The following is a 23837-nucleotide window of genomic DNA, read 5'->3' on the forward strand; positions in this document are numbered from 1 at the left end:
CGCGCCTTCGACGACCTGATCGCCGGCATTGTCGACATAGTGCCAGTCGTCGCCCGCACCGCCGGTGGTCACATCGACCCCCGTACCGCCGAACAGGCGATCGTTGCCGCCGAGACCGAAGAGATAGTCGTTGCCGGCACCTCCTTCGACCGTGTTGGCACCATCATTGCCATAGATGGTGTTGGCAAGTTCGTTGCCGGTCAGGTTGATCGCACCGGTCCCGCTATGATTGTCGGTCGAGAAAATCTCGATCTGCGCGCCGACGCCAAGCCGATAGCTTGCACCTGCGAACACCCGGTCGACCGTTCCTTCGCCGGCGCCCTCGACCACCTGGTCGCCCATATTGTCGACGAAGTGCCAGTCGTTACCTGCACCGCCGACCGTCACGTCGAGGCCTGCGCCGCCGACCAGCTGGTCGTTGCCGCCCAGCCCATAGAGCCGGTCGTTGCCGACATCCCCGTCAAGGATGTTCACGCCATCATTGCCATAGATGGTATTGGCAAGTTCGTTGCCGGTCAGGTTGATCGCACCGGTCCCGCTATGATTGTCGGTCGAAAAGACCTCGATCTGCGCGCCGGCCGTCAGGCGGTAGCTGCCGCTGGCAAAGACGCGGTCCCCCGTACCCTCGCCAGCGCCCTCGACCACCTGGTCGCCCATATTGTCGACGAAATACCAGTCGTTGCCGAGACCGCCGGTCGCCGTGTCGGCGCCGCCGAACCCGTTGACCATGTCGTCGCCGTCGGTTCCGACGATCGTGTCGTTGCCCGACGGGTCGAACTGCGGTTCCTCGACCACGGCGCCCGCGGCTTCGTCAGCCGTGGCGACGCGGAACTCGGGCAGCCCGCCGACACTGGTAAAGGTGATGGTGTGGGTGCCGTTGCTCAGGATCGTCGTTCCCGACGGTCCGGCGCTGAACACATAATCGGTCAGCACCGACCCCGCCGGGAGTTCGATCACATCCTGTGGCCGCAGCGTGCCGAGGATGACGTCATTGCCGCCGAGCGCCTTGAACACGATACGATGGTCGGATTCGAGGCCCGACATGTCGATCGTGTCGCCGCCCTCGCCCCCGTTCACCGTGATCGTGTTGAAGTTCAGGCTCGTGCCGGCGAAGTTGCCGACGACATTGATCGTGTCGCCGCCGCTGCCGCCCGGGCCACCACCCGGTCCGGGCGACGTCACCAGCCGCGTGTTCACCCGGATTTCCTCGATGTTATCGAGCTGCGCGATCACCGAGGCGAAGTTCGTCCCGTTGCGCGTGATGACAACCTCGGTATTGGCATTGAGGTCCGCGATATTGTTACCTGCCAGCGCATCCCACGCCGCGCGCGTATAGATGGTGAAGGTTTCGGCCCCCGCCACGCCGTTGAGCTGGAACGTATCGATATCGCTGCCACCGTCGACGAAGTCGCGGCCCGCCGTGCTGACCTGGTTGATCAGGTCGTTACCCGCTCCGCCATTGATCGTGTCGGCACCTGTGCCGCCGTCGATCGTGTCATTGCCGGTCCCGCCGTTGATCGTGTCTGTCCCGCCGGCGCCGTTCAATATATCGTTCCCGCCATTGCCGTTGAGCGTATCGTTGCCGCCGAAGCCCAGCACCGGGCTGGACCCGTCGGCGATATCGTCTCCCGCCGTACCGTTCAGCGTATTGTTGACCAGCGGCAGCCCGTCCCAGTTGACCCCGACCGGCCCTGTTGCCGCCGAAATCACGCTTTCGCCGGTCCCGGCTCCATCGGTGAAGCTCACGACAACGCGCAGTTGCAGCCCAGCCTGATCACCGAACGAGGTCAGCAGATTGTCGTCGGGCGTAAAGCTCGCCCCGGTCGCGCCGCCGATATTGGTCCAGGTCGTCCCGTCGGCCGAGCTCTGCCATTGATAGCTGAACGCACCGAGGCCGTTCGCATCGGCGATGCCCGCCGTATTGGTCGTCAGCGTCTGCCCCTCGGTCGGGGTGGTGTCGCTGATCACCGGTTGGCCGGTCGCCGGTGTATTGACGGCGATTTCCTGATCGGCGAAGCGCATCCGCTCGATATTGCGCAGCGTGTCGGTCCCGTCGGTTTGCGTACCGCGGGCGTGCGCGACGGTGATCGTCCCGTTCGGATTGTTGGTGATGTCATAGTCGGCAAGATCGCCCGAGAAGACCGCGATATCGATATCGCCCACGCCGTTCGCGGTCAGTATTTCGCGAACGATGCGGAGCTGCCCGGCATTATACACACCATTGAACATTTCCGACGCCAGTTCGGTCATGCTGTTGGCGGTGTCGATCTGCGCGCCCGTCCCGTCGTTGTTCTGGAACACGCCGATGCGGACGTTCAGATATTTGTCGCCGTCGATGATATCGTCGCCGCCCTGCCCTTCGATCAGGTCGCTGCCGTCGCCGCCCAGGATGATGTCGCCTCCCGTAAAGGAGGTGACGCCGGCGCCCACCACGGCCTGCAGGCCGCTGATGAGGTTGATGCCGGCCTGGTCGAGCGCGCTGCCGCGGTAACCGCCCGAACCGCCCAGCGAGGTCGGTCCCATCGCGACGGCATCGTCGTTCGTGCCGCGCAGGACATCGTTGAACGCCGAACCCGACAGGCCTTCCATGCTCTCATATTCATCGAGCGCGGCATTCCCAGGGATGACCGGAGATTCGTCGAAAACGATCGGGATCGACAGGTCGGCGTTCACACCGGTGTTGCTGTCCTTGTAGGTCGCCCAGTCGAAGCCCGACATGCCGGCCATCTTGCCGCGCCCGGCGCTGCCGACCATGATGTCATGACCTCCCTCGCCGATGAACTCGTCGAAACCGCCATCGCCGAGGAAGACGTCGTGACCGTCGATGCCGTCACGCGCAAAGACCTCATCGAAATTGTCGCCCGGCGCACCGTCGAAGGTGCCGGTTTCGATCCAGTCGCTGCCCTCGTTCCCGAGGATGCGCTCTGCATTCTTGTTGCCATAGATGAAGTCGTCGCCCTCGCCGGCAAACACTTCCGACCCCTCGTCGGTGCCGAGGAAGATGAAGTCGTTGCCACGCCCGCCAAGGACAAGGTCGAGACCGGGGCCCGCGTGGACGATATCATTGCCGTCGCCGGCCTTGATATTGTCGTCGCCGCCCGTGTCCTTGATGAAGTCGTCGCCGGCACCGCCGTTGATGATATCGTTGCCGAAGCCGCCTTCGAGCCGGTCGTTGCCGCCGTCGCCGTGCAGCGTGTCGTCCCCGATCCCGCCGATCATGATGTCGTTGCCCTCGGTCCCGCCGAGCACGACATGGTCGCCGCCATTATAGCGCAGATAGTTGGTGTCGGCGCCCGCCGTTCCGGGATTGTCGCGGCTGACGAGCGGGGTCAATATGCCTCCACCCGCGGGGTCCCCGCCCTCGAGCGTCCCGTCGCCGTCGAGATCGTTGTACTGCCGGGTCGGATCGACTTCGAGGATCAGTCCCGGGGTCGAGAAGACGTCGGACGGCAGATGCGTCGCATCGGTGTTCCGCATGATCATCGCGGCGAAGCTGTTATTTTCCATCTCGCCGAACAGGTGCAGGCCGTCGAGCCGCTGGAGATAATAGAAGCGGTCGCCGCTCTGCAGATTTTCCATCTGGACCTCGAACACGAAGTTGAAGGTCGAACCGAGCATGCCGCCGAACGGCATGGTCTTTTCGGCAAGACCGCCGATCCACAGGTCAACATTGTTGAGGCCGCCGAGCGAACCGCCCGCATAAGCGCCGGTCGCGTTGAGGAAGTCCAGCCGATCCGCAGGAACGAGGTGCCCGCCGGTGCTTACCCCTGTGATGATCGTCAGCGCCGCGTCGCGTTTTCCTTCGATCGTGGTCTGCGACGTGATCAGGCTGTGCGTGCCATAGGCCGCGACGAAGTTGATGATCGACGCCTCGTTCTTGAGGTTGGCGGCGAAATCCACCCAGCTTTCATAGGGCTTGAGCAGTTCATCCTCGTTCGTCGCCTCATAGAAGCTCGCCCGCGCGGCGTTGAGCGACGGGACGCCGGTGTCGCGGCCACGCGCAAGGTTGATAGTGGCGAGATCGAGCGGCAATCCGAGCAAATTGTTGCGCAGCGCGCTGGTGACGAACTCGTCGATCTGGTTGCCTGCCTGCCGCGTCATCCCGCGGATGATCGCGCCGGCTGCAATATCGGCATCGACGCCGACATTCCCTCCATTATTCTCGAACTGGAGCGGATTGAGGAAGCCCTGGATCAGCGAGATATGATCTTCGTTGAAAGAGGTGTCGAAGCGGTCGATCGATTCCGTCAGCATCGAATGGCCGAAGCGGTACACGACGTGCGCAAACTCCGCCACGATCGACGGATCGAGCGTGATGTCGAAGCCGTCGGGCACAAGGAAGGTGTTCACCGCCGGCTGGATCTTGCGTGCAAATTCTTCGAATACAAGGTGCTGATATTGCATCTCGGTGCCGAATTTCGCGGCCTGGAACAGGCGTTCGCCATTCCAAGAACCGTCGGGCATCTGCCATTCCGCGATGAACGCCGCATCGCCCGTCGCGAGCACGACCGCCTTGGTATGTTCGACCAGCCGGTTATGCTCGGAGTGGAAGACATGATGGACGGCGGTCAGGCCGATATTCTCGTTCGCGCGGCCGTCGCCGGCCATGAAGTGCGCGTCGAGCAGTTCATCGTCATATTCGCCGTCGGCCGGGATATTGCCGCCGATCTCGGTGTCGCCATCCTCGAGTCCGTCGGGCACCGCATTGTGCGCGATATCGGCGAGGAAGGCATGACCGGTCCGCACCGCGCCGGCCACGAGCACGCCGAGCCCGCCATTGGCAGCCGGATCGCCTTCGACAAGGAAGGGTGGATCGCCGGGGTTGAGGCCCGCCATGACGATCTGCGGATAGCCGTTGGGTCCGCGGATGAAGTTGCCATATTCATCGGTCGCGAGCAGCGGAACATTTCCGACATCGACGTCGAGCAGCTGGATGCCAAGAAGATCCGCCGCCTGCGCTTTCACATCGGCCCACGTGGCCATGCCGCCATTCACGCCCTGGATCAGCTTGCCGGTCGCGACGGGATCTCCCGCGACGTTCAGCTCATATTGCCGCAGGAAAACCTGGTGCGAGGCATGCGAGGTGTAGGTCTGGTTCTGGTCGACGAACGACGTCGTGGTGTTAAGATGCGTATCGTCCGCCGTGTTCATGATGCCGTCGGCGCCGGGCCCCGTGGTCGCGCGCGTCAGCACCATGAAATTGGTCGGGCTGGTGGGATCGTACAGCGGATCGTCCGGCTGGAGCGGGATGAACACCGTGCCGCTGCCGCCTTTGGCGACCAGATCGAGGCCATGGTCGAAGAACTGGCCGAACAGCGTGAACCACGAGTTGAACGGCGCCGAGAGCCCCTCGTCGGGTGCGATGTTCGGCAGCTCGACATTGGCGCCGCTCAATTCGATCCCGTTCGGAACGAGTAGCGCATCCAGCGGCCCGCGAACGGCCGTCAGCGCGTCCTGTGCGGCCTGGAGGTCGGCGAAGGCCGCCAGCGCGGCGGCGTCGAGCGCGGGGTCGGGCGGGTTCGCGGCATCGGCTGCCGCCTGCGCTTCGGCATAGGCATCGGTCGCGTCGTCGACATCCTTGAAGAAGGATTTGATCGGCTCATATTCGGCCTTGATGCTCTGCGCGAGCGCGATCAGGTCGCCCTCGATGCCGCTGCGCTGCAGCGCCACGATGATCGCCGCCGGGTTGCTCAGCGTCTGGTCGACCAGCAGGTTCGAAATCGTGCGCAGGCTCGAATCGATGACGACATTGTTCGGATTGTTCGACGGATTGTAATTGGGTGCGGTCGGAAAGGACGGCGCGGGTCCCGGACCGTCGGGGTCGAGCATACCGCCCTGCGCGGGACGGTAGACAGGGTCCAGCAGGCGCGGAAATGGATTATCGGCTGCGCCCTGCTCTTCGGTGCCCGGAAGCAGGTGATTATAGGTCCCGTCGACGGTCCGCAGACCCCATGCGATGTTATAGGAAGGAATCGAACCATTGGGTCCGAACAAGGGCTTGCCCAGGGGATCGGTGGGGTCTTGCGTCCACCTTGCATGCGCCTCGGCGATCTTGATCTGATCGAGGATGAATTCGAGATCGCTGCGGATATACGTGACCATGATTTGCCTCCCTACAGTGGACCTGCGCAGAGCGGCCTCCCCGGCCGGCGCCGACTCGCCTCCACGGCAGTCGATCAGCAGGTCTTGTGGTTGGAATGTATGACTTATCGCGATCGGGCGTCGAGTTGGACTGGTGGGCTATTACCTTCTGCTAGCACTATACTTGTCATGACTATATCTTTGCAGATGAAGACATAGGCCATTCGATATAGGCACTCCATATATACGGCACCACGAGAAGGCCGCGGAAGCGGTACGCAGCCGTCAGGAAGCGGATGAAGTGCAGGTCGCGAATGGCGCAGCGAAGCGCGTTGCGCGAGGAGCGAAGCGATGGTCGCCTTAACGCCGATAGGAAATTTGCGGCATCGTGTCGAAGCTGCGCCGTAAAACCGGCTGACCCGGCCTTTCTTCCAATATGCCAGGCAGATAGGTGTCGAACGGATCGTCGTTGAACGCCCTGGCCTGCATCGCCGCCGCCGCGCTGACCCGATTATGGACCCCCAGCATGCGAAATGCCGCGGCGATGTGGACCTTCACCGTTCCTTCGGCGATGGACAATAGGCGCGCTATTTCCTTGTTCGATCGTCCGGCCGCGAGCAGGTTCAAAACTTCGAACTGCCGGCTCGTCAGTGCCGCGTCGTTCGCGGGGCTACCGGACTCGGTCGCGGCGTCTTTCCGCGCGGTCAGATCCGAAACAAAATCCGGTACATACATCCTCCCGGCGATCACATTCCGTAACGCCTCGGCCATTTCCTGAACCGATACATCTTTGGGAATATAGCCATGGACGCCCGCGCCGAGCGCTTCGAGAACCACGTCGCGATCACGCGGAGCGGCGACGACGACCACGCGGACATCGGGATATCGGACGCGCAGATCGCGGAGCCCATCACTCTTGTGCAAGCCCGGCAAGCCAAGGTCGATCGTCACGAACCCGATGGACGGGCGCGTCGCTATTCTGGAAAGAACCGCCGGAAAATCCGACGCCTCGAATATGTTGGACAAACCGAAGTTTCTCGCAAAGAGCGTGGTCAGCCCTTCGCGGCAAAGCGGGTGATTATCCGCAACAAGAATATCGCTGGTTGCTTCCGCCACGGAACGTCCCCCCCACGGGCAATTTACGGTGGCATATGCCGGTAAATATGCGCCGCCCAAATCCTGCCCGCCGCCGCGACCCGTGCGGGAAGACCATCATTTCGAGTACTCACGACTCGACCGAAAAAAGCTAAGCTATAGGATCAAGCTGACGCCAACCTGACGATTAACCCTGTTCGGAAGGCGATTGTTTATCAGCACTGTCCGGGTCTTGAAATGACAGGCAGATTTCTTTTTTCTGAGGGTCGGTGACTAGCTCGGCATCATGGATTTCGACGATCCGGGCAACGATGGCGAGGCCCAATCCCGCTCCACTGGCACTGGCATGATCGGCTCGCGCAAAGCGCCTGCTCAACCGTTCGAGATCGTTGGGAGACAGGCCGGGCCCCTCATCCCCGACACATATTTTCGGGCCCGGACCAACCGAAATGACGACGAGTCCATCCACGGGGGTCACGCGCAGCGCATTATCGACCAGATTGCGAACGGCGGCGACGAGCGTTTCCCTGATCCCCGCTACCATAACCTCCGCATGGATCTTCAATTCGAGATGCCGCCCCTGCGTTGCTGCCAGCGGCGCGAGCTGGGCCGCGACCTCGGCCGCTACTTCGGCAAGCGAAACGGGATCGCGCGCGATCGGCGCCGCGACATAGGATTCGACTTGCGCCATCAGCATCAGCTGGCCGACCAGCCGGTTCATTGCCGCGACATCCTTTTTCAGCCGCAAGGCCTCGGATGATCCGAGCCGGTCCAATTCCCCCATCAGGATGGCGAGCGGCGTCCTCAGTTCGTGCGCCGCGTTGATCGCGAACGCTTCACGTTGCCCGGCGACGTCGTCGAGGCGCTGCAGCAGATTGTTGAGCGCCCCGGCAAAGGGCTGGACCTCGAGCGGCAGGTCATCCGGGTCGAGACGAAAGCCGCGATCGGTACCGGCGACCATGTCCATGCGTGCTGCTGCCACGCCGAGCGGCTCTAGCGACGTCCGGATCACCCAGCGCGCCGCTAGGAACATCGGCATCATCAGCACGACCAGCGGCAGCACGACATGCTCGGCAATCTCCAGCCATTCGCCGCGCCACCCCTCTGCATCCGATCGTTGTTCGAGCATCACCTCGACATCGAAACTGACGAATATGATCAGCGCGAGCCCGCCGAACAGCCCGATCCAGCTGAAGCCACGCGACAGGCGCCGCGATACCGAAAAAGGCCGCTTCAATCGCCGACCTCTTTCAGGAGATAGCCCATCCCGCGGACCGTAATCAGCACGTCGGGATGATCGACATCGTTCAGCTTGTGTCGAAGCCGCGATACGATCGCCTCGACCGCATTGGGTGTCACCGCTTCATCGAAACGATATAGCGCTTCCTCGATCGTCGAGCGCCGGACGACCGTCCCGGCGCGCCGAATGAGCAGTTCCAGCAGATCGGCTTCACGGCGCGTCAGTTCGATCGCGCGATCGCCGCTTCGCGCGGCCCGCGCCGCTACGTCGAACGCCAGCTTGCCCGCGCGGATGATCGGCTGGCTCCGCGGGCCGGGGCGTCGCAACAATGCACGAAGGCGCGCGGCGAGTTCGTCGATCTCGATCGGCTTGACCAGATAATCGTCCGCGCCGGCGTCAAGCCCGGCGACCCGGTCGCCCAGGGCATCGCGGGCCGTAAGGATGAGGACCGGAGGCAGCGGTAGCTTCGCCCGTTCGCGTCGCAACCAGTTCAGGCCGTCCCCGTCGGGAAGGCCGAGGTCGAGAATGATCGCGTCATAATTTGCTTCGGTCAAAGCCGCGTCGGCGTCATGCAGGTCTTCGGCAATATCGGGGGTAAAACCGCTCTGCGCGATGCCATGCTCGATGAGCCCCGCCAAACGGCGATTGTCCTCTACGATCAGGACACGCATGACTCAAAGGCCGGAAAATCAATTCCCGGCGCCGTCCGTCGGCTGACGCGATGCATCGATTTTGTCCCCACCAATATTTACTTGGCATAGCATGTTCTGAATCGGCTGGTAAGGACACAATAGGCAAAACTGCCCGGAAACGGCACAAAACCGCGGCAGCATTCAGATATCATTACTTAATTATCGGCAAACAGCACCGCTTTTGTCTTCCGGCGGAATAACGGTCCTGATCATGGTTAGGCGAAATGCAAACGGCGGTATTTTCCGCGAAAATAGAGCAAGGGATCGCGGTGCGGCTCGAACTGCGCGCGGACCACACGCCCGACGAGGATGAAGTGGTCGCCGGCCTCGTGCAGCGATTCGCGCTGGCATTCGAACGACACCAGCGAACCGCCGAGCAATGGCACGCCGGTCTGGCCGGGCGCCCATGGCTGGTTAGCAAAACGGTCCTCGCCCTTCGCCGCGAACCGGTTCGATACCGGCTGCTGACCGATCTGGAGGACATTGACCCCGAAATGCGCGGCGTCGCGCAATGCCGGCGCCGTCCCGGCGGTGTTGGCAATACATATGAGCAGCAACGGCGGGTCGAGCGATACCGATGTGAAGCTGTTCGCGGTCAATCCGACGGGCGTCCCTGCCGCGTCGAGCGCCGTCACGATCGTAATCCCTGTCGCGAAACAGCCCATCGCATCACGGAGCGTGCGCGGATCAGAGCCGGCTTTGAACTCCATCGCCTCGCGCGGCTGGCGGCGCTCGAGGAATTCGAGGAGCTGCCCCAGCAGTGCTTCCTTGCGGTCCGATGCGAGTTCGAGATCGCAATCGTTGATCTCGGCACATTGGCCGAGCGGAAGCGCGGCGATGAAGGCGTCGCTGCCGACGCTTGCCTCCGCGGGAGAAAAGCCGCCACGAACGGCAAGCGTTGGAAGGGCAAGGCGCGCCGCAGCGGCGCTTGCAATAGCCACGTCATCGACGGGCATGTCGACGAGGACAAGCCCTGCGGCGAGATGCGTCCCATCATCGAGGCCGAGCGCATGCGCAGCGATCCAGCTGCCACGTCCCGCTGCGACCACCACCGGCCGCGATCCCATTTGCGCAAGGACGGCGCGCAAATCCTCGATATGCGGCGCAAGATCGGCGCCATCGCGAAGGTCGAGATTGACGACGCGGCGTCCGGAGAGCACCAGCGCCTCGGCCACTTCGCGCCAACTCGCGCGGCCTTGCCCGATGTCGGGGAGCAGCAGGACCGCCGGGTCATTTTCATCGCCCAGCATGTCAGCCGCCAAAACGACGCCGCCAAAACCCTTATATTCGATGAGGCTCAAAAATCCCCCTTGCCGCGCCGGCGGGCGGTCGCCCCGGCGGCAATCGCTATGACCAGATTGTGATGAATCGGACCATATCGAAAGCCGCCTCGTCGCGCCAGCGTGCGGGGGCGAATTAGGCGCGCATCGACGCCAGCCGCTGGTCGACGATCGCGTCGGCCTCGGCGATGATGCGGTCGATGAGCTGCTGGCAGGTCGGGATGTCGTGGATCAGCCCCTGCACCATCCCTGCCCAGAACACGCCTTTCGCAAGGTCGCCGGTCTCGAGCAATTCGCGGCCTGCCTTGCCGTTCACCAGCTCGGCGACGTCGGCGAAAGTCGCGTCGGGCACAGCGAGGCGCCGCACCACCTCTTCGCTCACCGCGCTCTTGCCGACGCGCGCGGTGTTTTTGAGGCTGCGGAAGATCAGGAAGCTGCCGCGCTCATCATTGTCGATATAGGCCTGCTTCACATTGTCGTGGATCGGCGCCTCGACGGTGGCGCAGAAGCGCGTGCCCATGTTGATGCCTTCGGCGCCGAGCGACAATGCGGCGACAAGGCCGCGCCCGTCGCCGAAGCCGCCCGAGGCAAGCATCGGGATCTTCACCTTGTCGGCGGCGGCGGGGATCAGGATCAGGCCGGGGATATCGTCCTCGCCAGGGTGGCCCGCGCATTCGAAGCCGTCGATCGAGATGATGTCGCAGCCCGCACGCTCGGCCGACAGCGCGTGGCGAACCGCGGTGCATTTGTGGAGGATCGTGACGCCATGGGGTTTCAGCATCTCCCAGATTTCGCGCACCGCCTGCGTGCCTGCGGTTTCGACGATCTTGACCCCGCCGTCGATGATCGCCTGCGCATAGGCCTTGTAATCGGGCGCGTTGATCGTCGGAAAGACGGTCATGTTCACGCCAAAGGGCTTGTCGGTCATCGCGCGGCACCGCTCGATCTCTTCGCTGAGTGCGGCGGGCGATGGCTGCGTCAGCGCGGTGATGATGCCGAGACCGCCCGCGTTCGACACAGCGCTGGCAAGTTCGGCGTAGCCGACGCTCTGCATCCCGCCCTGGACGATCGGATGCTCGATACCCAGCATTTCGGTGATGCGTGTCTTGAAAGCCATATCGATCTCTCCTGCGCGTTCCTGCCCTTACGGCATCGTCGCCCCGATCCATGAAATAACTTGACGCTTACGTCAACGTCGGGTTGACTAGGAAAATAGTTAGATAGCGAAGGGAATCGGAATGACGGCGCACGAAGGCATATCGGATCGGGCGCTTGCCATTGCCGCAAAGGTCGAAAATTTCGTCCGCGAAACGATCATTCCTTATGAGAAGGATCCGCGCCGCGACCATCATGGCGCGCCGACCGACGAACTCGTGATGGAGATGCGCGACCATGCGCGCGCCGCCGGCGTGCTGACGCCGCACATCCTTGGCGACGGCAGCCATCTCAACCAGCGCGAAACCGCTGTCGTCCTGATCAAGAGCGGCCTCTCACCGCTCGGCCCGCTCGCGTGCAACACAATGGCACCCGACGAGGGCAATATGTATCTGCTCGGCAAGGAGGGCAGCCCCGAACTCAAGGACCGTTTCCTGAAGCCGATGGTCGAGGGACGCATCCGCTCCGCCTTCTTCATGACCGAACCCGCCGAAGATGGCGGTGCGGGGTCCGACCCGTCGATGATGAAGACGACATGTCACCTCGACGGCAATCACTGGGTGGTGAACGGGCGCAAGACCTTCATCACCGGCGCGCAGGGCGCGCGCGTCGGCATCGTCATGGCAAAGTCCGAACAGGGTGCGTGCATGTTCCTCGTCGACCTGCCCGATCCCGCGATCCGCATCGACGACGTGCCGAACACGATCGACAGCTCGATGCCCGGCGGCCATGCAACGCTGACCATCGACAACCTCCGCATCCCCGCCGACCAGATGCTCGGCGAGGCGGGCGAAGGATTCCGTTACGCGCAGGTCCGCCTGTCCCCTGCCCGCCTGTCGCACTGCATGCGCTGGCTCGGCTGCTGCATCCGCGCCCACGAGATCGCGACCGATTATGCCAATCGCCGCGAAGCATTCGGCAAGCCGCTGATCGAGCATGAGGGCGTCGGTTTCATGCTCGCCGAGAATATGATCGACCTGAAGCAGGCCGAATTGATGATCGACTGGTGCGCGGGCGTCCTCGACACCGGATCGCTCGGCACCGTCGAAAGCTCGATGGCGAAGGTTGCGGTGTCGGAGGCGCTGATGCGCATCGCCGACCGCTGCGTGCAAGTCATGGGCGGCACAGGGGTTACCGATCGGACGATCGTCGAACAGGTGTTCCGCGAGGTCCGCGCCTTCCGCATCTACGACGGCCCGACCGAGGTTCACAAATGGAGCCTCGCCAAGAAGATCCGCCGCGACTGGAAGGCGGGCCTCGCCTGACAGGGGTGTCAGTTGACGGCCATCGAGCCGTAGCGTCAAAACACTTGACGTTTACGTTAACGTCCGGATGATGGCCGGAAACATTGAGGGTGGAGGAATCGGGCCGATGTCGATCTTGTACGACGAAGGGCAACAGGCAATCGCAACCGAATCGCGTCGCGCGCTCGAAGCGCGGGTCAGCAAGGATGACCTGCTGCCCCTGCTCCAGACGAGCGGCCGATATCATGACGGTTTCTGGGCGACCGCGAAGGAACAGGGCTGGACGGCGCTCGCGCTTCCCGAAGCCTATGGCGGCCTCGATCTCGGTCTCGTCGAGCTGGGGCTGATCGCGCATCAGGCGGGTCGGACGCTCAGCGGCGCCCCCTTTCTCACCTCGAACTTCGGCGCGGCCAAGGCGATCGAGCTTTACGGCAACGATACGCAGAAGGCGCGCTGGCTCCCGGGCCTCGCAAGCGGTGAAACGATCGGCGCCATCGCCTTTGCGGCGGGAGCGGATGCCCTGCCCGCCCAACCGGCGGTTATATTGAATTCCGGCAAGATCGAAGGAACGGCTCCCGGCGTATCCGGCGGGCTGCTTGCCGATGTCGGCATCCTTCTCGCACAGGACGGCGGCGTTCCCGCGCTGGTGATCGCCGATCTCGCCGGCATCGAACGCAAGGCTGTCGACAGCTTCGACAACAGCCGCTGCGTCGCGGATCTGCTGTTCGCTGGCGCGTCGACGGAGCCGCTCGTAATCGGCGAAGCGGCGCGCGCGGCGGCGCTCCATATCCTTGCACTGCAGGCAGTAGTTACCGCGCACGAACAGACCGGCGGGGCCGAAGCGCTGATGGAAATCGCGCGCGACTACGCGCTGACCCGCAAGGCCTTCGGTCAGCCGATCGGCGCCTTCCAGTCGATCAAGCATCGCATCGCCGAGCTTTATGGCCTCGTCGAACTGGCGCGCGCCAATGCAATCCACGCAGCCGCGCGCGAAGGGCAGGATGATTTCATCACCGCCGCCGCAGCCGCGCGCCTGTCGGCAACCGAAGCCTATGATACCGCCGCGCGCGACTGCGTCCAGATCCACGGCGGGATCGGCGTGACGTGGGAGATCGGGCTGCATCTTCACATGCGCCGCTCGCGCTCGCTCGCACTCGAACAGGGAAGCAGCTTCTTCTGGGAAGACGTGCTCGTGGATCAGCTTGCAGGAGATGTCGCATGAGCGATCTCGAAACATATCGCGCCAAAGCTGCCGAATGGTGCGAAGCGATGGCGCCCGCTTTCGGCAAGGCTGCGCGCAAGGGGCTCAGCGTCGAGGAGGATCTTGCCCTCGGCCGCCGTTACCAGAAGACGAAATTCGACGCCGGCTACGCCGGCATCAACTGGCCGACCGACCTCGGCGGCCAAGGACTCGGCCATATCGAAAAGATCACTTTCGAGGGCGAGGAGATGAAGCACGGCTTCCCCAACGTCTATTTCGGCATCTCGCTCGGCATGCCCGTGCCTGTCCTCATGCAATTCGGCAGCGACCGCGAATTCGTCAAGGAACGTGTGCTCAAGGCCCTGCAGGGCGAGGAAATCTGGTGCCAGCTTTTCTCCGAACCGTCGGGAGGCACCGACCTTGCGGGCCTGCGTACGCGCGCCGAGACCGACGGCAACGGCTGGAAGATCAACGGTCAAAAGGTCTGGACGAGCTGGGCGCAATATAGTGACTATGGTGTTATCGTCGTGCGCACCGACCCGACCGTCGCCAAGCACAAGGGGCTCACCTATTTCTGGGTCGACATGAAGGCGCCCGGCGTCACCGTGCGCCCTATCAAGCTCGCGGGCGGCGACAGCCACGTCAACGAGGTATTCTTCGACGATGTGAAGATCAGCGACGACCACCGCATGTCGCCCGTCGGCGGCGGCTTTGCGGTCGCGCTCGCGACGCTGATGATCGAACGTTATGTCGCGACCGATAGCGCCGGCTTCGGTCCGCACCTCGACCTGTTCGTCGAACTGGCCAAAGAGGTGAAGCTGAATGGTCGCCCGGCAATCGAGGACGGACGTATCCGGCAACAGATCGCGCGCAATCATGCGATGCGCGCCGGGCTCGATTCGATCAACATGCGCGCCCGGTTGATGATGCAGGCGGGAATGACCCCGGGGCCCGAAGGATCGCTCAACAAGCTGGTCGCGGTGCGTTCGCGCCAGAAGCTGTCCGAACTCGCACTCGACCTGCAGGGCACCGACGCCTTCGCGTTCGACGAACATGCCTCGCCGAAGGACGATTGGGCATCGAGCTGGATCAACGCGCCGACGGGCCGCATCGCGGGCGGGTCGGACGAAACCCTGCTCAATACCATCGCCGAGCGCATCCTCGGCCTGCCGCAGGACCATCGCCCCGACAAGGGCGTCCCTTTCAACCAGATTCCCGCCTGAGGAGCCTCCCCATGAAGATCGATTCCACCGTCGCCGCTGTCGTCACCGGAGGTGCTTCGGGCCTCGGTCGCGCCACCGCCGAGGCCCTCGCTGCCTCGGGCGTGAAGGTCGCGATTTTCGACATCAACGACGCGCTTGGCGAAGAGGTGGCGGCGTCGATCGGCGGCCTGTTCGTCCACGTCGACATCACCGACGAACAATCGGTACTCGACGGCTATGCCAAGGCCCGCGCCGCACACGGCCAGGAGCGCGTCTGCGTCCATTGCGCGATGACCTCGCGCCGCGGCAAGACGCTCGCCTATGACAAGGAAAGCGGCGGCTATCGCCGTACGCCCACCGCCGACTATGCCTTTGGCGTCGAGGGCATATTGACCGCGAGCTATCGCGTCGCATCGATCTCGGCCGAAGGCATGGCAGCCCTTCCCGAAATGGAAGACGGCGAACGCGGGGCGATCGTGCTGACTGCCTCGGTCGCGGCGCAGGACGGGCAGATCGGCCAGGTGATCTACGGCTCGGCAAAGGCCGGGGTGAACGGCCTCGTCCTGCCAATGGCGCGCGACCTCATGGACCTCGGCATCCGCGTCAATTCGATCATGCCGGGCGTCTTCGGCACGCCGCTCCTCAACAATATGAACCCGAAGGTGAAGGAAAGCCTCGAGGCCTCGGTTCCCTTCCCCAAGCGGCTCGGCAAGGCCGAGGAATATGCGAGCCTCGCGATGGAGATGGTTCGCAACACCTATTTCAACGGCCAAGCCGTCCGCCTCGACGGCGCAATAAGGATGGCCCCCCGCTAGACTCCCCATCAACGCGCTTTTCAATCGACCGACGATCTTCGAAGCTCTCCACGAAAGGATATCCACCATGGCCGAGGCCTATATCATCGACGCCGTTCGCACCCCCCGCGGGGTCGGCAAGCCCGGCAAGGGCGCGCTCTCGCACCTCCACCCGCAGCATCTCGCCGCGACCGTGCTCGCCGCGATCCGCGACCGCAACAATCTCGACACCGCAACCGTCGACGACATCGTCTGGTCGACGTCGAGCCAGAACGGCAAGCAGGGCGGCGACCTCGGGCGTATGGCGGCGCTGTCGGCGGGCTATGACACCAAGGCCAGCGGCACGACGCTCGATCGCTTCTGCGGCGGCGGGATCAGCTCGGTCAACTTCGCGGCCGCGAGCGTGATGAGCGGCATGGAAGATTGCGTCATCGCCGGCGGGACCGAGATGATGAGCTACACGACCGCCTACGCCGCCGAACAGGCGAATGCGGGCCTGCCGCAGCGCCTGATGGGCTCGGGTCATGAGGCCCTCGATGAAATCCACCCGCAATCGCATCAGGGCGTGTGCGGCGACGCGATCGCGACGATCGAAGGCATCAGCCGCGAAGACCTCGACGCGCTTGCGCTCGTCAGCCAACAGCGCGCCGACCGCGCAATCAAGGAAGGCCGCTTCAACAAGTCGGTCGTGCCGGTCCTGAACACCGACGGCAGCGTCGCGCTCGACCATGAGGAATTTCCGCGCCCCGAAACCACCGCCGAAGGGCTTGCTTCGCTGAAGCCGGCGTTCACCGGCCTTGCCGATTTCGACCTTGGCGGTGGCTTCACCTTCCGCAAGCAGATCAACCGCCGCTATCCCGATGTCGAGATCAAGCACTTCCACCACGCCGGCAATTCGTCGGGCGTCGTCGATGGCGCGGCCGCGCTGCTGCTGACCTCGAAGGATTATGCCGACAAGCATGGCCTGAAGCCGCGCGCGCGCATCGTCGCCTATGCCAATATTGGCGACGACCCGACGCTGATGCTCAACGCTCCCGTCCCGGCGGCGAAGAAGGTGCTCGAAAAGGCGGGTCTCAAGAAGGACGACATCGACGTCTGGGAAATCAACGAAGCCTTCTCGGTCGTCGCCGAAAAGTTCATCCGCGACCTCGATCTCGACCGCGAGAAGGTGAACATCAACGGCGGCGCGATGGCGCTTGGTCACCCGATCGGCGCGACGGGTTCGATCCTGATCGGCACCGCGCTCGACGAACTCGAACGCTCGGGCGGCCGTTACGGCCTCGTGACCATGTGCGCCGCCGGCGGCATGGCCCCCGCGATCATCATCGAACGTATCTGAGTTACAGGAGTAGAGCATGACCGGGCCGCTGAAGGGTATCAGGATCATCGAATTTGCCGGCATTGGTCCCGGCCCCTTCTGCGGCATGATGCTCGCCGACCATGGCGCCGAGGTGATCCGTATTGATCGCCCCGGCGGCTTCATGGATCCGCGCGATCCGCTGAGCCGCAATCGCACCTCGATCGCGCTCGACATGAAGAACCCCGACGCGGTCCGCATCGCACGCGAGCTTTGCAAAAGCGCCGACGGGATCATCGAGGGCTATCGTCCGGGCGTAATGGAGCGGCTCGGGCTCGGCCCCGACGTGCTGCTCGCCGACAATCCGAAGCTTGTCTACGGACGCATGACCGGCTGGGGCCAGTTCGGTCCCTATGCGCAGGCCGCGGGTCACGACATCAACTATATCTCCCTCTCCGGCGTCCTCCACGGCATCGGCCGCGCGGGTGAAAAGCCCGTGCCGCCGGTCAACTATGTCGGCGACTTCGGCGGTGGCGGCATGATGCTTGCCTTCGGCATGTCGAGCGCGCTCGTCCACGCCGCGCGTACCGGCGAAGGCCAGGTGATCGACTGCGCGATGACCGACGGCTCGGCGCTGCTCGCGGGAATGACTTGGGGCTTCCTTGCCGCAGGCCGGCTCAAGGACGAGGCCGGCGTCAACATGCTCGATGGCGCGGCGCACTTCTACGACAGTTACGAATGCGCCGACGGCAAGTTCGTCTCGATCGGCTCGATCGAACCGCAATTCTATGCCCTGCTTCGCGAGAAGACAGGGCTGACCGACGATGCCGATTTCGACGCGCAGTTGGATCCTTCGAAATGGGGGCCGCTGAAGGAAAAGCTCACCGCGCTGTTCAAGACGAAGACGCGCGACGAATGGTGCGCGATCATGGAAATGACCGATGTCTGCTTCGCGCCGATCCTGTCGCTCGGCGAGGCGCCGCAGCACCCGCACAATGTCGAACGCGAAACCTTCCTGACGGTCGGCGGTGCGATCCAGCCCGCCCCCGCCCCGCGCTATTCGGCGACAGTCAACGACACGCCGCGCGCCGCGCCTGCGGTCGGCGCCGACGGCGATAGCGTGCTGACGGGTCTTGGCTATGATGCGGCAGGCATCGCCGCGCTACGCGAAAGCGGCGCGCTGCGCTGACCCCCGTCACCCCGCGCGGGCGGTCAGGCCTTCCCAGAGGCCGCGCCCGCCGAGGACGGCAACCTGACGCCCAAGGGCCTGCGCCCAGTACGCGTCGTTGCCATGTTCACCGCGCCAGCGCATCAGCGGGATCGTGACGCGGCGCAGGTCATATTCCTCGGTGAACCCGATCGCGCCATGCACCTGGTGCGCGATCGCGGTCACGACGCCGACCGCGCGATTGGCGCGCAGCTTCGCGGCGGCGATTTCGAAACCCGCCGCATCGGCGTCGAATCCCGTCGCGTCGAGCCGCGCCGCCATCGCGGCGGCAGCCGCGTCGACCGCCGCCACCTCGCACGCCATCACCGCGAGCGATTGCTGCACCGCCTGAAACTTGCCGAGCGGGCGCCCGAATTGCTGCCGCGTGTTCACATGGTCGATCGACAGCGCCAGCGCCTGCCCCATCGCGCCGGCCATCAGGCTGACCGTTGCGGCGGCGCGGTGCGGCATGGAAGGGTCGCCGAGACCCGAGAGAATGATGTCGGCGACCGGCAAATCCGGTGCCGACATGCCCGCGATATGGAGGACGGCATTAGCATCGCCCCAGTCACCGCCAAAACCGCCTTCTTCCTCGGCCACCAGCAGCAGCGCAAAACCCGCCTCCTCGACCGCCGCGATATCGCTCGCACCGGTCAGGACCGCACGCGCCGTGTCGCAAAGCATCGCGCGCGACGCGCTCATCGCAGACCCAGCCCGCGCGCGATGATCCCGCGGATCACTTCACGCGTCCCGCCGCGCAGCGAAAAGCTGGGCGACGCGATAAGGAGCGCGCGGAGCAGTCTCGCGAGATCGGCTTCGTCATCCCACGCGCAGTCGATGATCGCCTGCACCCGCCGCGGCATATCCTGTTCGAAGGCATTCCCCAGTTCCTTGACCACCGACGCCTCGACCATCGGGTCCTCACCCGCCGCCAGCTTCGCCGCCGTCGACATCGAAAGCTGGCGCAGCGTCCACATCTCGGCCGTCAGTTCGCCGATCAGTCCGGCCACCGCCGGATCGGGATCGACCCCCGCCGCATCGATCAGCGCGACCAGCAGCGCATGGCTCGACAGATAACGTTCGGGCCCCGACCGTTCGAGCCCCAGTTCGGCCGTAACCTGCTTCCATCCCTGCCCGCGTTCGCCGACGAGCGCGCCATGCGGGACGAGCACATCGTCGAAGAACACCTCGTTGAAATCATGGTTGCCCGCCATGTCGATGATCGGGCGGATCGTCACGCCGGGCGTGTCGAGGTCGACCAGCAACTGGCTCAGCCCCGCGTTGCGTTCGCTGCCTTCCTCGGTGCGCACCAGCGCGAGGATGACGTGCGACAGATGCGCGCCCGTGGTCCAGATTTTCTGGCCGTTGATCCGCCAGCCTTCCGCGGTTTCGCGCGCCGACGTCCGCACCGCGGCAAGATCCGATCCCGCGCCCGGCTCGGACAGGCCGATGCAAGCGTAAAGCTCGCCCTTCGCGATCCCCGGAAGATAGCGCTGGCGTTGTTCCTCGCTGCCATAACGCAGGATCAGCGGCCCGGTCTGCCGGTCGGCAATCCAGTGCGCGCCGACCGGCGCACCCGCGGCGAGCAGTTCCTCGATCACCACATAACGTTCGAGCGGATGCCGGTCGCCGCCGCCATATTGCGCCGGCAGCGTCATGCCGACATATCCGGTGGCGCCGAGACGCCGACTGAAATCGGCGTCGAAGCTCGCCCAGCAATTGGCACGTTCGACGATGTCTCCGCGCGGCTGATGCTCGGCCAGCCACGCCCGTAATTCGGCACGCAGTGCCGCAATGTCGCCGGGCGGATCGAACGGATAGAGCGCAAAGCCTTGCATGTCGCACCAGCCATGCAATAGCTTTGGTTAGGCAGCAAAGGATTATTGACGATGGGTGAATTTTTGAGTGTCGAGCGGCGGGACAAGATCGCGATCCTGACGATGATCAAGCCCGAAAGCATGAATGCGATCGGCACCCACGAGGATTGTCAGGACATCATCGACACGCTGCGCGACCTCGGCGACGACCGCAGCGTCAGCGCGATCATCCTGACCGGCAGCGGCAAGGCGTTCAGCGCCGGTGGGAACCTGAAAGGTATGCAAGACCGCCAAGGCATCGGTGTGCTCGACCAGCCCGATTCCACCCGCGCCAATTACCGCAAGGGCGTGCAGGCGGTGATCCGCGCGCTGATGGACTGCGAAGTGCCGATGATCGCCGCGGTCAACGGCCATGCGATCGGGCTCGGTGCCGACCTTGCCTGTACCTGCGACATTCGCATCGCGGCCGAGAGCGCGAAATTCGCATGCAGCTTCATCAAGGTCGGGATCGTTCCCGGCGACGGCGGTGCATGGCTCCTTCAGAAGATACTCGGCTATCCGCGCGCTGCCGAACTCTTTCTGACTGGCGACCGCTTTGACGCGCAGCAGGCAAAGGAATATGGTCTGGTCACGGACGTCGTGCCCGATGCGGAACTGCTCGACCGTGCAATCGCCATTGCCGAGCGGATCGTCTGCAATCCGCCCCGCGCGCTGCGCCTGACGAAACGTCTGCTCCGAGAGGCGCAGCACAGCCGGATGAGCGATATTTTGGAACTCAGCGCAGCCTATCAGGCGATCGTCCACGAAACCGCGGATAACCGCGAGGCGATCAATGCCTTCGTCGAAAAACGTCCCCCTATGTTTACAGGAGAATGACCATGCTCGCCGAGCGTGTCCTGCCGCTGTCCGGCATCCACAATTTCCGCGACTATGGCGGCTATGCCGTCGAGGGTGGTGGCCGGCTCCGCGACGCGATGCTGTGGCGTTCGGCGCACCATGAGGCGGCGACCGACGAGGATCTCGACGCGCTCGACGCGCTGGGGCTCGAAACGGTGGTCGATTTGCGCGGCGACGACGAGCGCGAACTGCATCCCTGCCGGCGCAGCGAGACCTTCTCGGCGCGCGTATTGTTCGCGGGCGGCATTACCGCCGGGCTCGCGCCGCATCTGCAGGCCGCGGGCGGCACGATCGACGTCGAAACAGCCCGCGAGCGCATGATCGACACCTATGCCGGCATGCCCTACCGGCCTGCGCTCGTCGCGACGCTGCGGCTCTATCTCGCGGCGCTTTCCGAATATGATGCGCCGAGCCTCGTCCACTGCGTCGCGGGCAAGGATCGGACCGGCTTTGCGGTCGCGATCGTTCACCGGCTGCTCGGCGTCCATGAGGATGATCTGATGCAGGATTATCTGCTCACCAACACCGCGGGCAAGATCGAGGAACGCATCGCGCAGGGTGCGGCGCATATCCGGTCGCGTTACGGTGCCGAAATCCACGATGATGCGATCCGCGCTTTGATGTCGGTCAACCCCGCCTATCTCGACGCCGCACTCGCCACGGTGCGGCGCGACCATGGCGACATCCCGACCTATGCCGAGGCGGTGCTGAACTTCACCCCCGACAAGCGCGAGGCGCTGGTCGACCGGCTGGTGGTGTAAGGGCCTATTGGCCCTTCACCAGCACCCCGCCCTTCACCACGGCGTCGACGCTTTCGAGCTGGCGCACGTCGGCCAGCGGATCGCCGTCGACCGCGACGATATCAGCATAGCGGCCGACCGCGATCGCCCCGACATCCTTCTCGCGGCCCAGCGCTTCGGCGGCATTTTTCGTCGCCGCCTGCACCGCCTGCAGCGGGGTCATCCCATATTCGACCATCACGCGGAACTGCTTGCCGACGTCGCCGTGCGGCATCACGCCCGCGTCCGAACCGAACACCATGCGCACGCCCGCCTTCACCGCTTTCCGGAAATTGTCGCGCTGGATCTGCGCGACTTCGCGGTCCTTGCGCAGATTATCCTCGAGCACGCCATTCTTCGCGCCCTCGGCCTGCGTATATTCGGTGTTGTAGATATCCATCGAAAACCAGACGGGCTGCTTGCGCGCGACGGCCATGCGGATGCCTTCGTCGTCGACAAGGCTGACATGCTCGATCGTGTCGATGCCGGCAGCAATCGCGGCGCGGATGCCCGACGCGCCATGCGCATGCGCGGCGACGCGCAGGCCCCATTGATGCGCCTCGTCGGCGATCGCGGCGAGTTCCTTTTCCGAAACCTGCAACTGCCCCGGCTCGGTGTTGCGCGAGAAGACGCCGCCCGTCGCGCAAACCTTGATCACCTCGGCGCCATATTTGCGCTGGCGGCGAACCTGATAACGAAGCTCTTCGGGATTATCGCCGATACCCTCTTCCTTGCCGTCCTTCTTTTCGAGGCTGGGCGGCAGGAAGGTGCTGTCGCAATGCCCGCCGGTCGCGCCGAGCGCATAGCCCGCGGGCACGATCCGCGGCCCCGTGGCATAGCCCGCGTCGATCGCCTGCTTGAGCCCGATATCGTTGCGGTCGCTCGACCCGACGTTGCGCACCGTGGTAAAGCCCGCCCCCAGCATGTCGTTCGCATTTTTGACCGCGGTCATGCCCCAGAAACTGTCGGTGAATTCCAGCCCGCGATAACCGCCGATATCGGCAGGGCCATCGAGATGAACGTGCATGTCGATCAGCCCGGGCAGCAGCGTCTTGTCACCAAGGTCGATATGCTTGACGTTCGATCCCCAGCGCACCGTGCGCGCGTCGGCGATGTTCGTGATCCGCCCGTCCGCGCCGACGAAGATCGCAGGATAATCGACCGTTTTCCCGGTCAGCACATCGATGTAGCGCGCGGCGGTGATGACGGTCTGCCCGCTGCCGTCCTGCGCCAGCGCCGACGTAGCGGCCGCAGCCGAAAAAGCGGCGGCGCCAAAAGCGATTCCCCGCAGAAAAGTCCCGAACTTCACTCGCGATTGCATTGTCCGCCCCGCCCCTTGTTATTGCCTGTCGCGGTGATGGCAAAAAGCGGCAGCGTAGGACAGGGGAAAATCCGGGAGGATCGAAAAGCGGCGTTCAGCCGAGCCCCTTGCGGCCGAAACCCGACGGGCGGGGCGGCGCGAAACCGGCATCGTCGGCGAACTCTCCCGTGACCGGTTGGGCAGGCGGAACGTCACCGCCCTGATCGCGCTTGCGCATATAGTTGGCGAAGACGGCGTCGGCGTCGAACGACGGTTCGTCCGACACTTCGCCGGGCTTCAGCGCGGTATCGAAGCTCTTGCCCGGCACCCGGTTGACGCCCGTCGCGGCACGAAGCAGCTTGATGATCAGCGGCAGCGCGAAGAGCAACCCGACGATCGACAGCCCGATCACCGTCGGGCCGAGCCCGATCCCGACTATTCCGTCGATCGAACCGCCGCCAACGCCGACGAAATGGCGCAGCATGAATCCGATATAGAGCAGCGGAAGCAGACCGGCGATCACGCCCAGCGTCTTGCCAAGGGAAAAATTCATTCG

The 23837-nt window shown here is 64.0% G+C and carries 18 protein-coding genes; 8 read left to right on the forward strand and 10 right to left on the reverse strand.

Going from position 1 to position 23837, the window contains the following annotated elements:
• The 6 genes from VGU00_RS16720 to VGU00_RS16745 all read right to left on the reverse strand — a co-directional run.
• Positions 1 to 6102: peroxidase family protein (locus VGU00_RS16720; protein ID WP_327470540.1), on the reverse strand; the 6102-nt coding region annotated here is incomplete at its 3' end.
• Positions 6103 to 6441: 339 nt separating this feature from the next.
• The gene (locus VGU00_RS16725) at positions 6442 to 7197 is read right to left on the reverse strand and encodes a response regulator transcription factor (protein ID WP_327470542.1); all 756 of its coding nucleotides are present in this window, start codon (positions 7195 to 7197) and stop codon (positions 6442 to 6444) included.
• A 166-nt stretch (positions 7198 to 7363) separates the two neighbouring features.
• On the reverse strand, positions 7364 to 8305 hold the full coding sequence (locus VGU00_RS16730) for a sensor histidine kinase (protein WP_327470756.1): 942 nt from the start codon (positions 8303 to 8305) through the stop codon (positions 7364 to 7366).
• 104 nt (positions 8306 to 8409) lie between these two features.
• Positions 8410 to 9087: a response regulator transcription factor gene (locus VGU00_RS16735; RefSeq protein WP_327470544.1), complete on the reverse strand. Its 678-nt coding sequence runs from the start codon at positions 9085 to 9087 to the stop codon at positions 8410 to 8412.
• 236 nt (positions 9088 to 9323) lie between these two features.
• Positions 9324 to 10409: a flavin reductase gene (locus VGU00_RS16740; protein ID WP_327470546.1), complete on the reverse strand. Its 1086-nt coding sequence runs from the start codon at positions 10407 to 10409 to the stop codon at positions 9324 to 9326.
• 115 nt (positions 10410 to 10524) lie between these two features.
• On the reverse strand, positions 10525 to 11505 hold the full coding sequence (locus VGU00_RS16745) for a nitronate monooxygenase family protein (protein WP_327470548.1): 981 nt from the start codon (positions 11503 to 11505) through the stop codon (positions 10525 to 10527).
• 121 nt (positions 11506 to 11626) lie between these two features.
• On the opposite strand from VGU00_RS16745, the gene VGU00_RS16750 reads away from it, so the two are divergent.
• The 6 genes from VGU00_RS16750 to VGU00_RS16775 all read left to right on the forward strand — a co-directional run bounded on the left by VGU00_RS16750 (position 11627) and on the right by VGU00_RS16775 (position 18470).
• Complete coding sequence (locus tag VGU00_RS16750; protein WP_327470550.1) at positions 11627 to 12808, forward strand: acyl-CoA dehydrogenase family protein; 1182 nt, start codon at positions 11627 to 11629, stop codon at positions 12806 to 12808.
• Between the two features lie 106 nt (positions 12809 to 12914).
• Positions 12915 to 14009: an acyl-CoA dehydrogenase family protein gene (locus tag VGU00_RS16755; RefSeq protein WP_327470552.1), complete on the forward strand. Its 1095-nt coding sequence runs from the start codon at positions 12915 to 12917 to the stop codon at positions 14007 to 14009.
• Complete coding sequence (locus VGU00_RS16760; RefSeq protein WP_327470554.1) at positions 14006 to 15211, forward strand: acyl-CoA dehydrogenase family protein; 1206 nt, start codon at positions 14006 to 14008, stop codon at positions 15209 to 15211. The genes VGU00_RS16755 and VGU00_RS16760 overlap by 4 nt, the downstream gene beginning before the upstream one ends.
• Before the next feature lie 11 nt (positions 15212 to 15222).
• Positions 15223 to 16005: an SDR family NAD(P)-dependent oxidoreductase gene (locus VGU00_RS16765; RefSeq protein WP_327470556.1), complete on the forward strand. Its 783-nt coding sequence runs from the start codon at positions 15223 to 15225 to the stop codon at positions 16003 to 16005.
• Positions 16006 to 16072: 67 nt separating this feature from the next.
• On the forward strand, positions 16073 to 17323 hold the full coding sequence (locus VGU00_RS16770; protein WP_327470557.1) for an acetyl-CoA C-acetyltransferase: 1251 nt from the start codon (positions 16073 to 16075) through the stop codon (positions 17321 to 17323).
• 16 nt (positions 17324 to 17339) lie between these two features.
• The gene (locus VGU00_RS16775) at positions 17340 to 18470 is read left to right on the forward strand and encodes a CaiB/BaiF CoA-transferase family protein (protein ID WP_327470559.1); all 1131 of its coding nucleotides are present in this window, start codon (positions 17340 to 17342) and stop codon (positions 18468 to 18470) included.
• Between the two features lie 6 nt (positions 18471 to 18476).
• Here the strand turns inward: VGU00_RS16775 and VGU00_RS16780 are convergent, their stop codons facing one another.
• Positions 18477 to 19190, reverse strand: a complete 714-nt coding sequence (locus VGU00_RS16780; protein WP_327470561.1) for an acyl-CoA dehydrogenase family protein — start codon at positions 19188 to 19190, stop codon at positions 18477 to 18479.
• Entirely contained in the window at positions 19187 to 20326 is a 1140-nt protein-coding gene (locus VGU00_RS16785) for an acyl-CoA dehydrogenase family protein (RefSeq protein WP_327470563.1), read from the reverse strand. Before VGU00_RS16785 ends, VGU00_RS16780 begins: the two co-directional genes overlap by 4 nt.
• A 51-nt stretch (positions 20327 to 20377) precedes the next feature.
• On the opposite strand from VGU00_RS16785, the gene VGU00_RS16790 reads away from it, so the two are divergent.
• Both VGU00_RS16790 and VGU00_RS16795 read left to right on the forward strand, forming a co-directional pair.
• A complete protein-coding gene (locus tag VGU00_RS16790; protein ID WP_327470565.1) occupies positions 20378 to 21181 on the forward strand; it encodes a crotonase/enoyl-CoA hydratase family protein in 804 nt (267 codons plus the stop codon).
• Positions 21178 to 21963 (forward strand): tyrosine-protein phosphatase, encoded by a 786-nt coding sequence (locus VGU00_RS16795; RefSeq protein WP_327470566.1) that lies wholly within the window; start codon positions 21178 to 21180, stop codon positions 21961 to 21963. Before VGU00_RS16790 ends, VGU00_RS16795 begins: the two co-directional genes overlap by 4 nt.
• Before the next feature lie 4 nt (positions 21964 to 21967).
• Here VGU00_RS16795 and VGU00_RS16800 read toward each other — a convergent pair whose 3' ends face one another.
• A complete protein-coding gene (locus VGU00_RS16800; RefSeq protein ID WP_327470567.1) occupies positions 21968 to 23302 on the reverse strand; it encodes a metal-dependent hydrolase family protein in 1335 nt (444 codons plus the stop codon).
• 94 nt (positions 23303 to 23396) lie between these two features.
• The gene (locus VGU00_RS16805) at positions 23397 to 23834 is read right to left on the reverse strand and encodes a hypothetical protein (protein WP_327470568.1); all 438 of its coding nucleotides are present in this window, start codon (positions 23832 to 23834) and stop codon (positions 23397 to 23399) included.
• Positions 23835 to 23837 lie beyond the last annotated feature (3 nt).

Origin of the sequence: Sphingopyxis sp. (assembly GCF_035944815.1) — a bacterium.
Classification (GTDB): domain Bacteria; phylum Pseudomonadota; class Alphaproteobacteria; order Sphingomonadales; family Sphingomonadaceae; genus Sphingopyxis.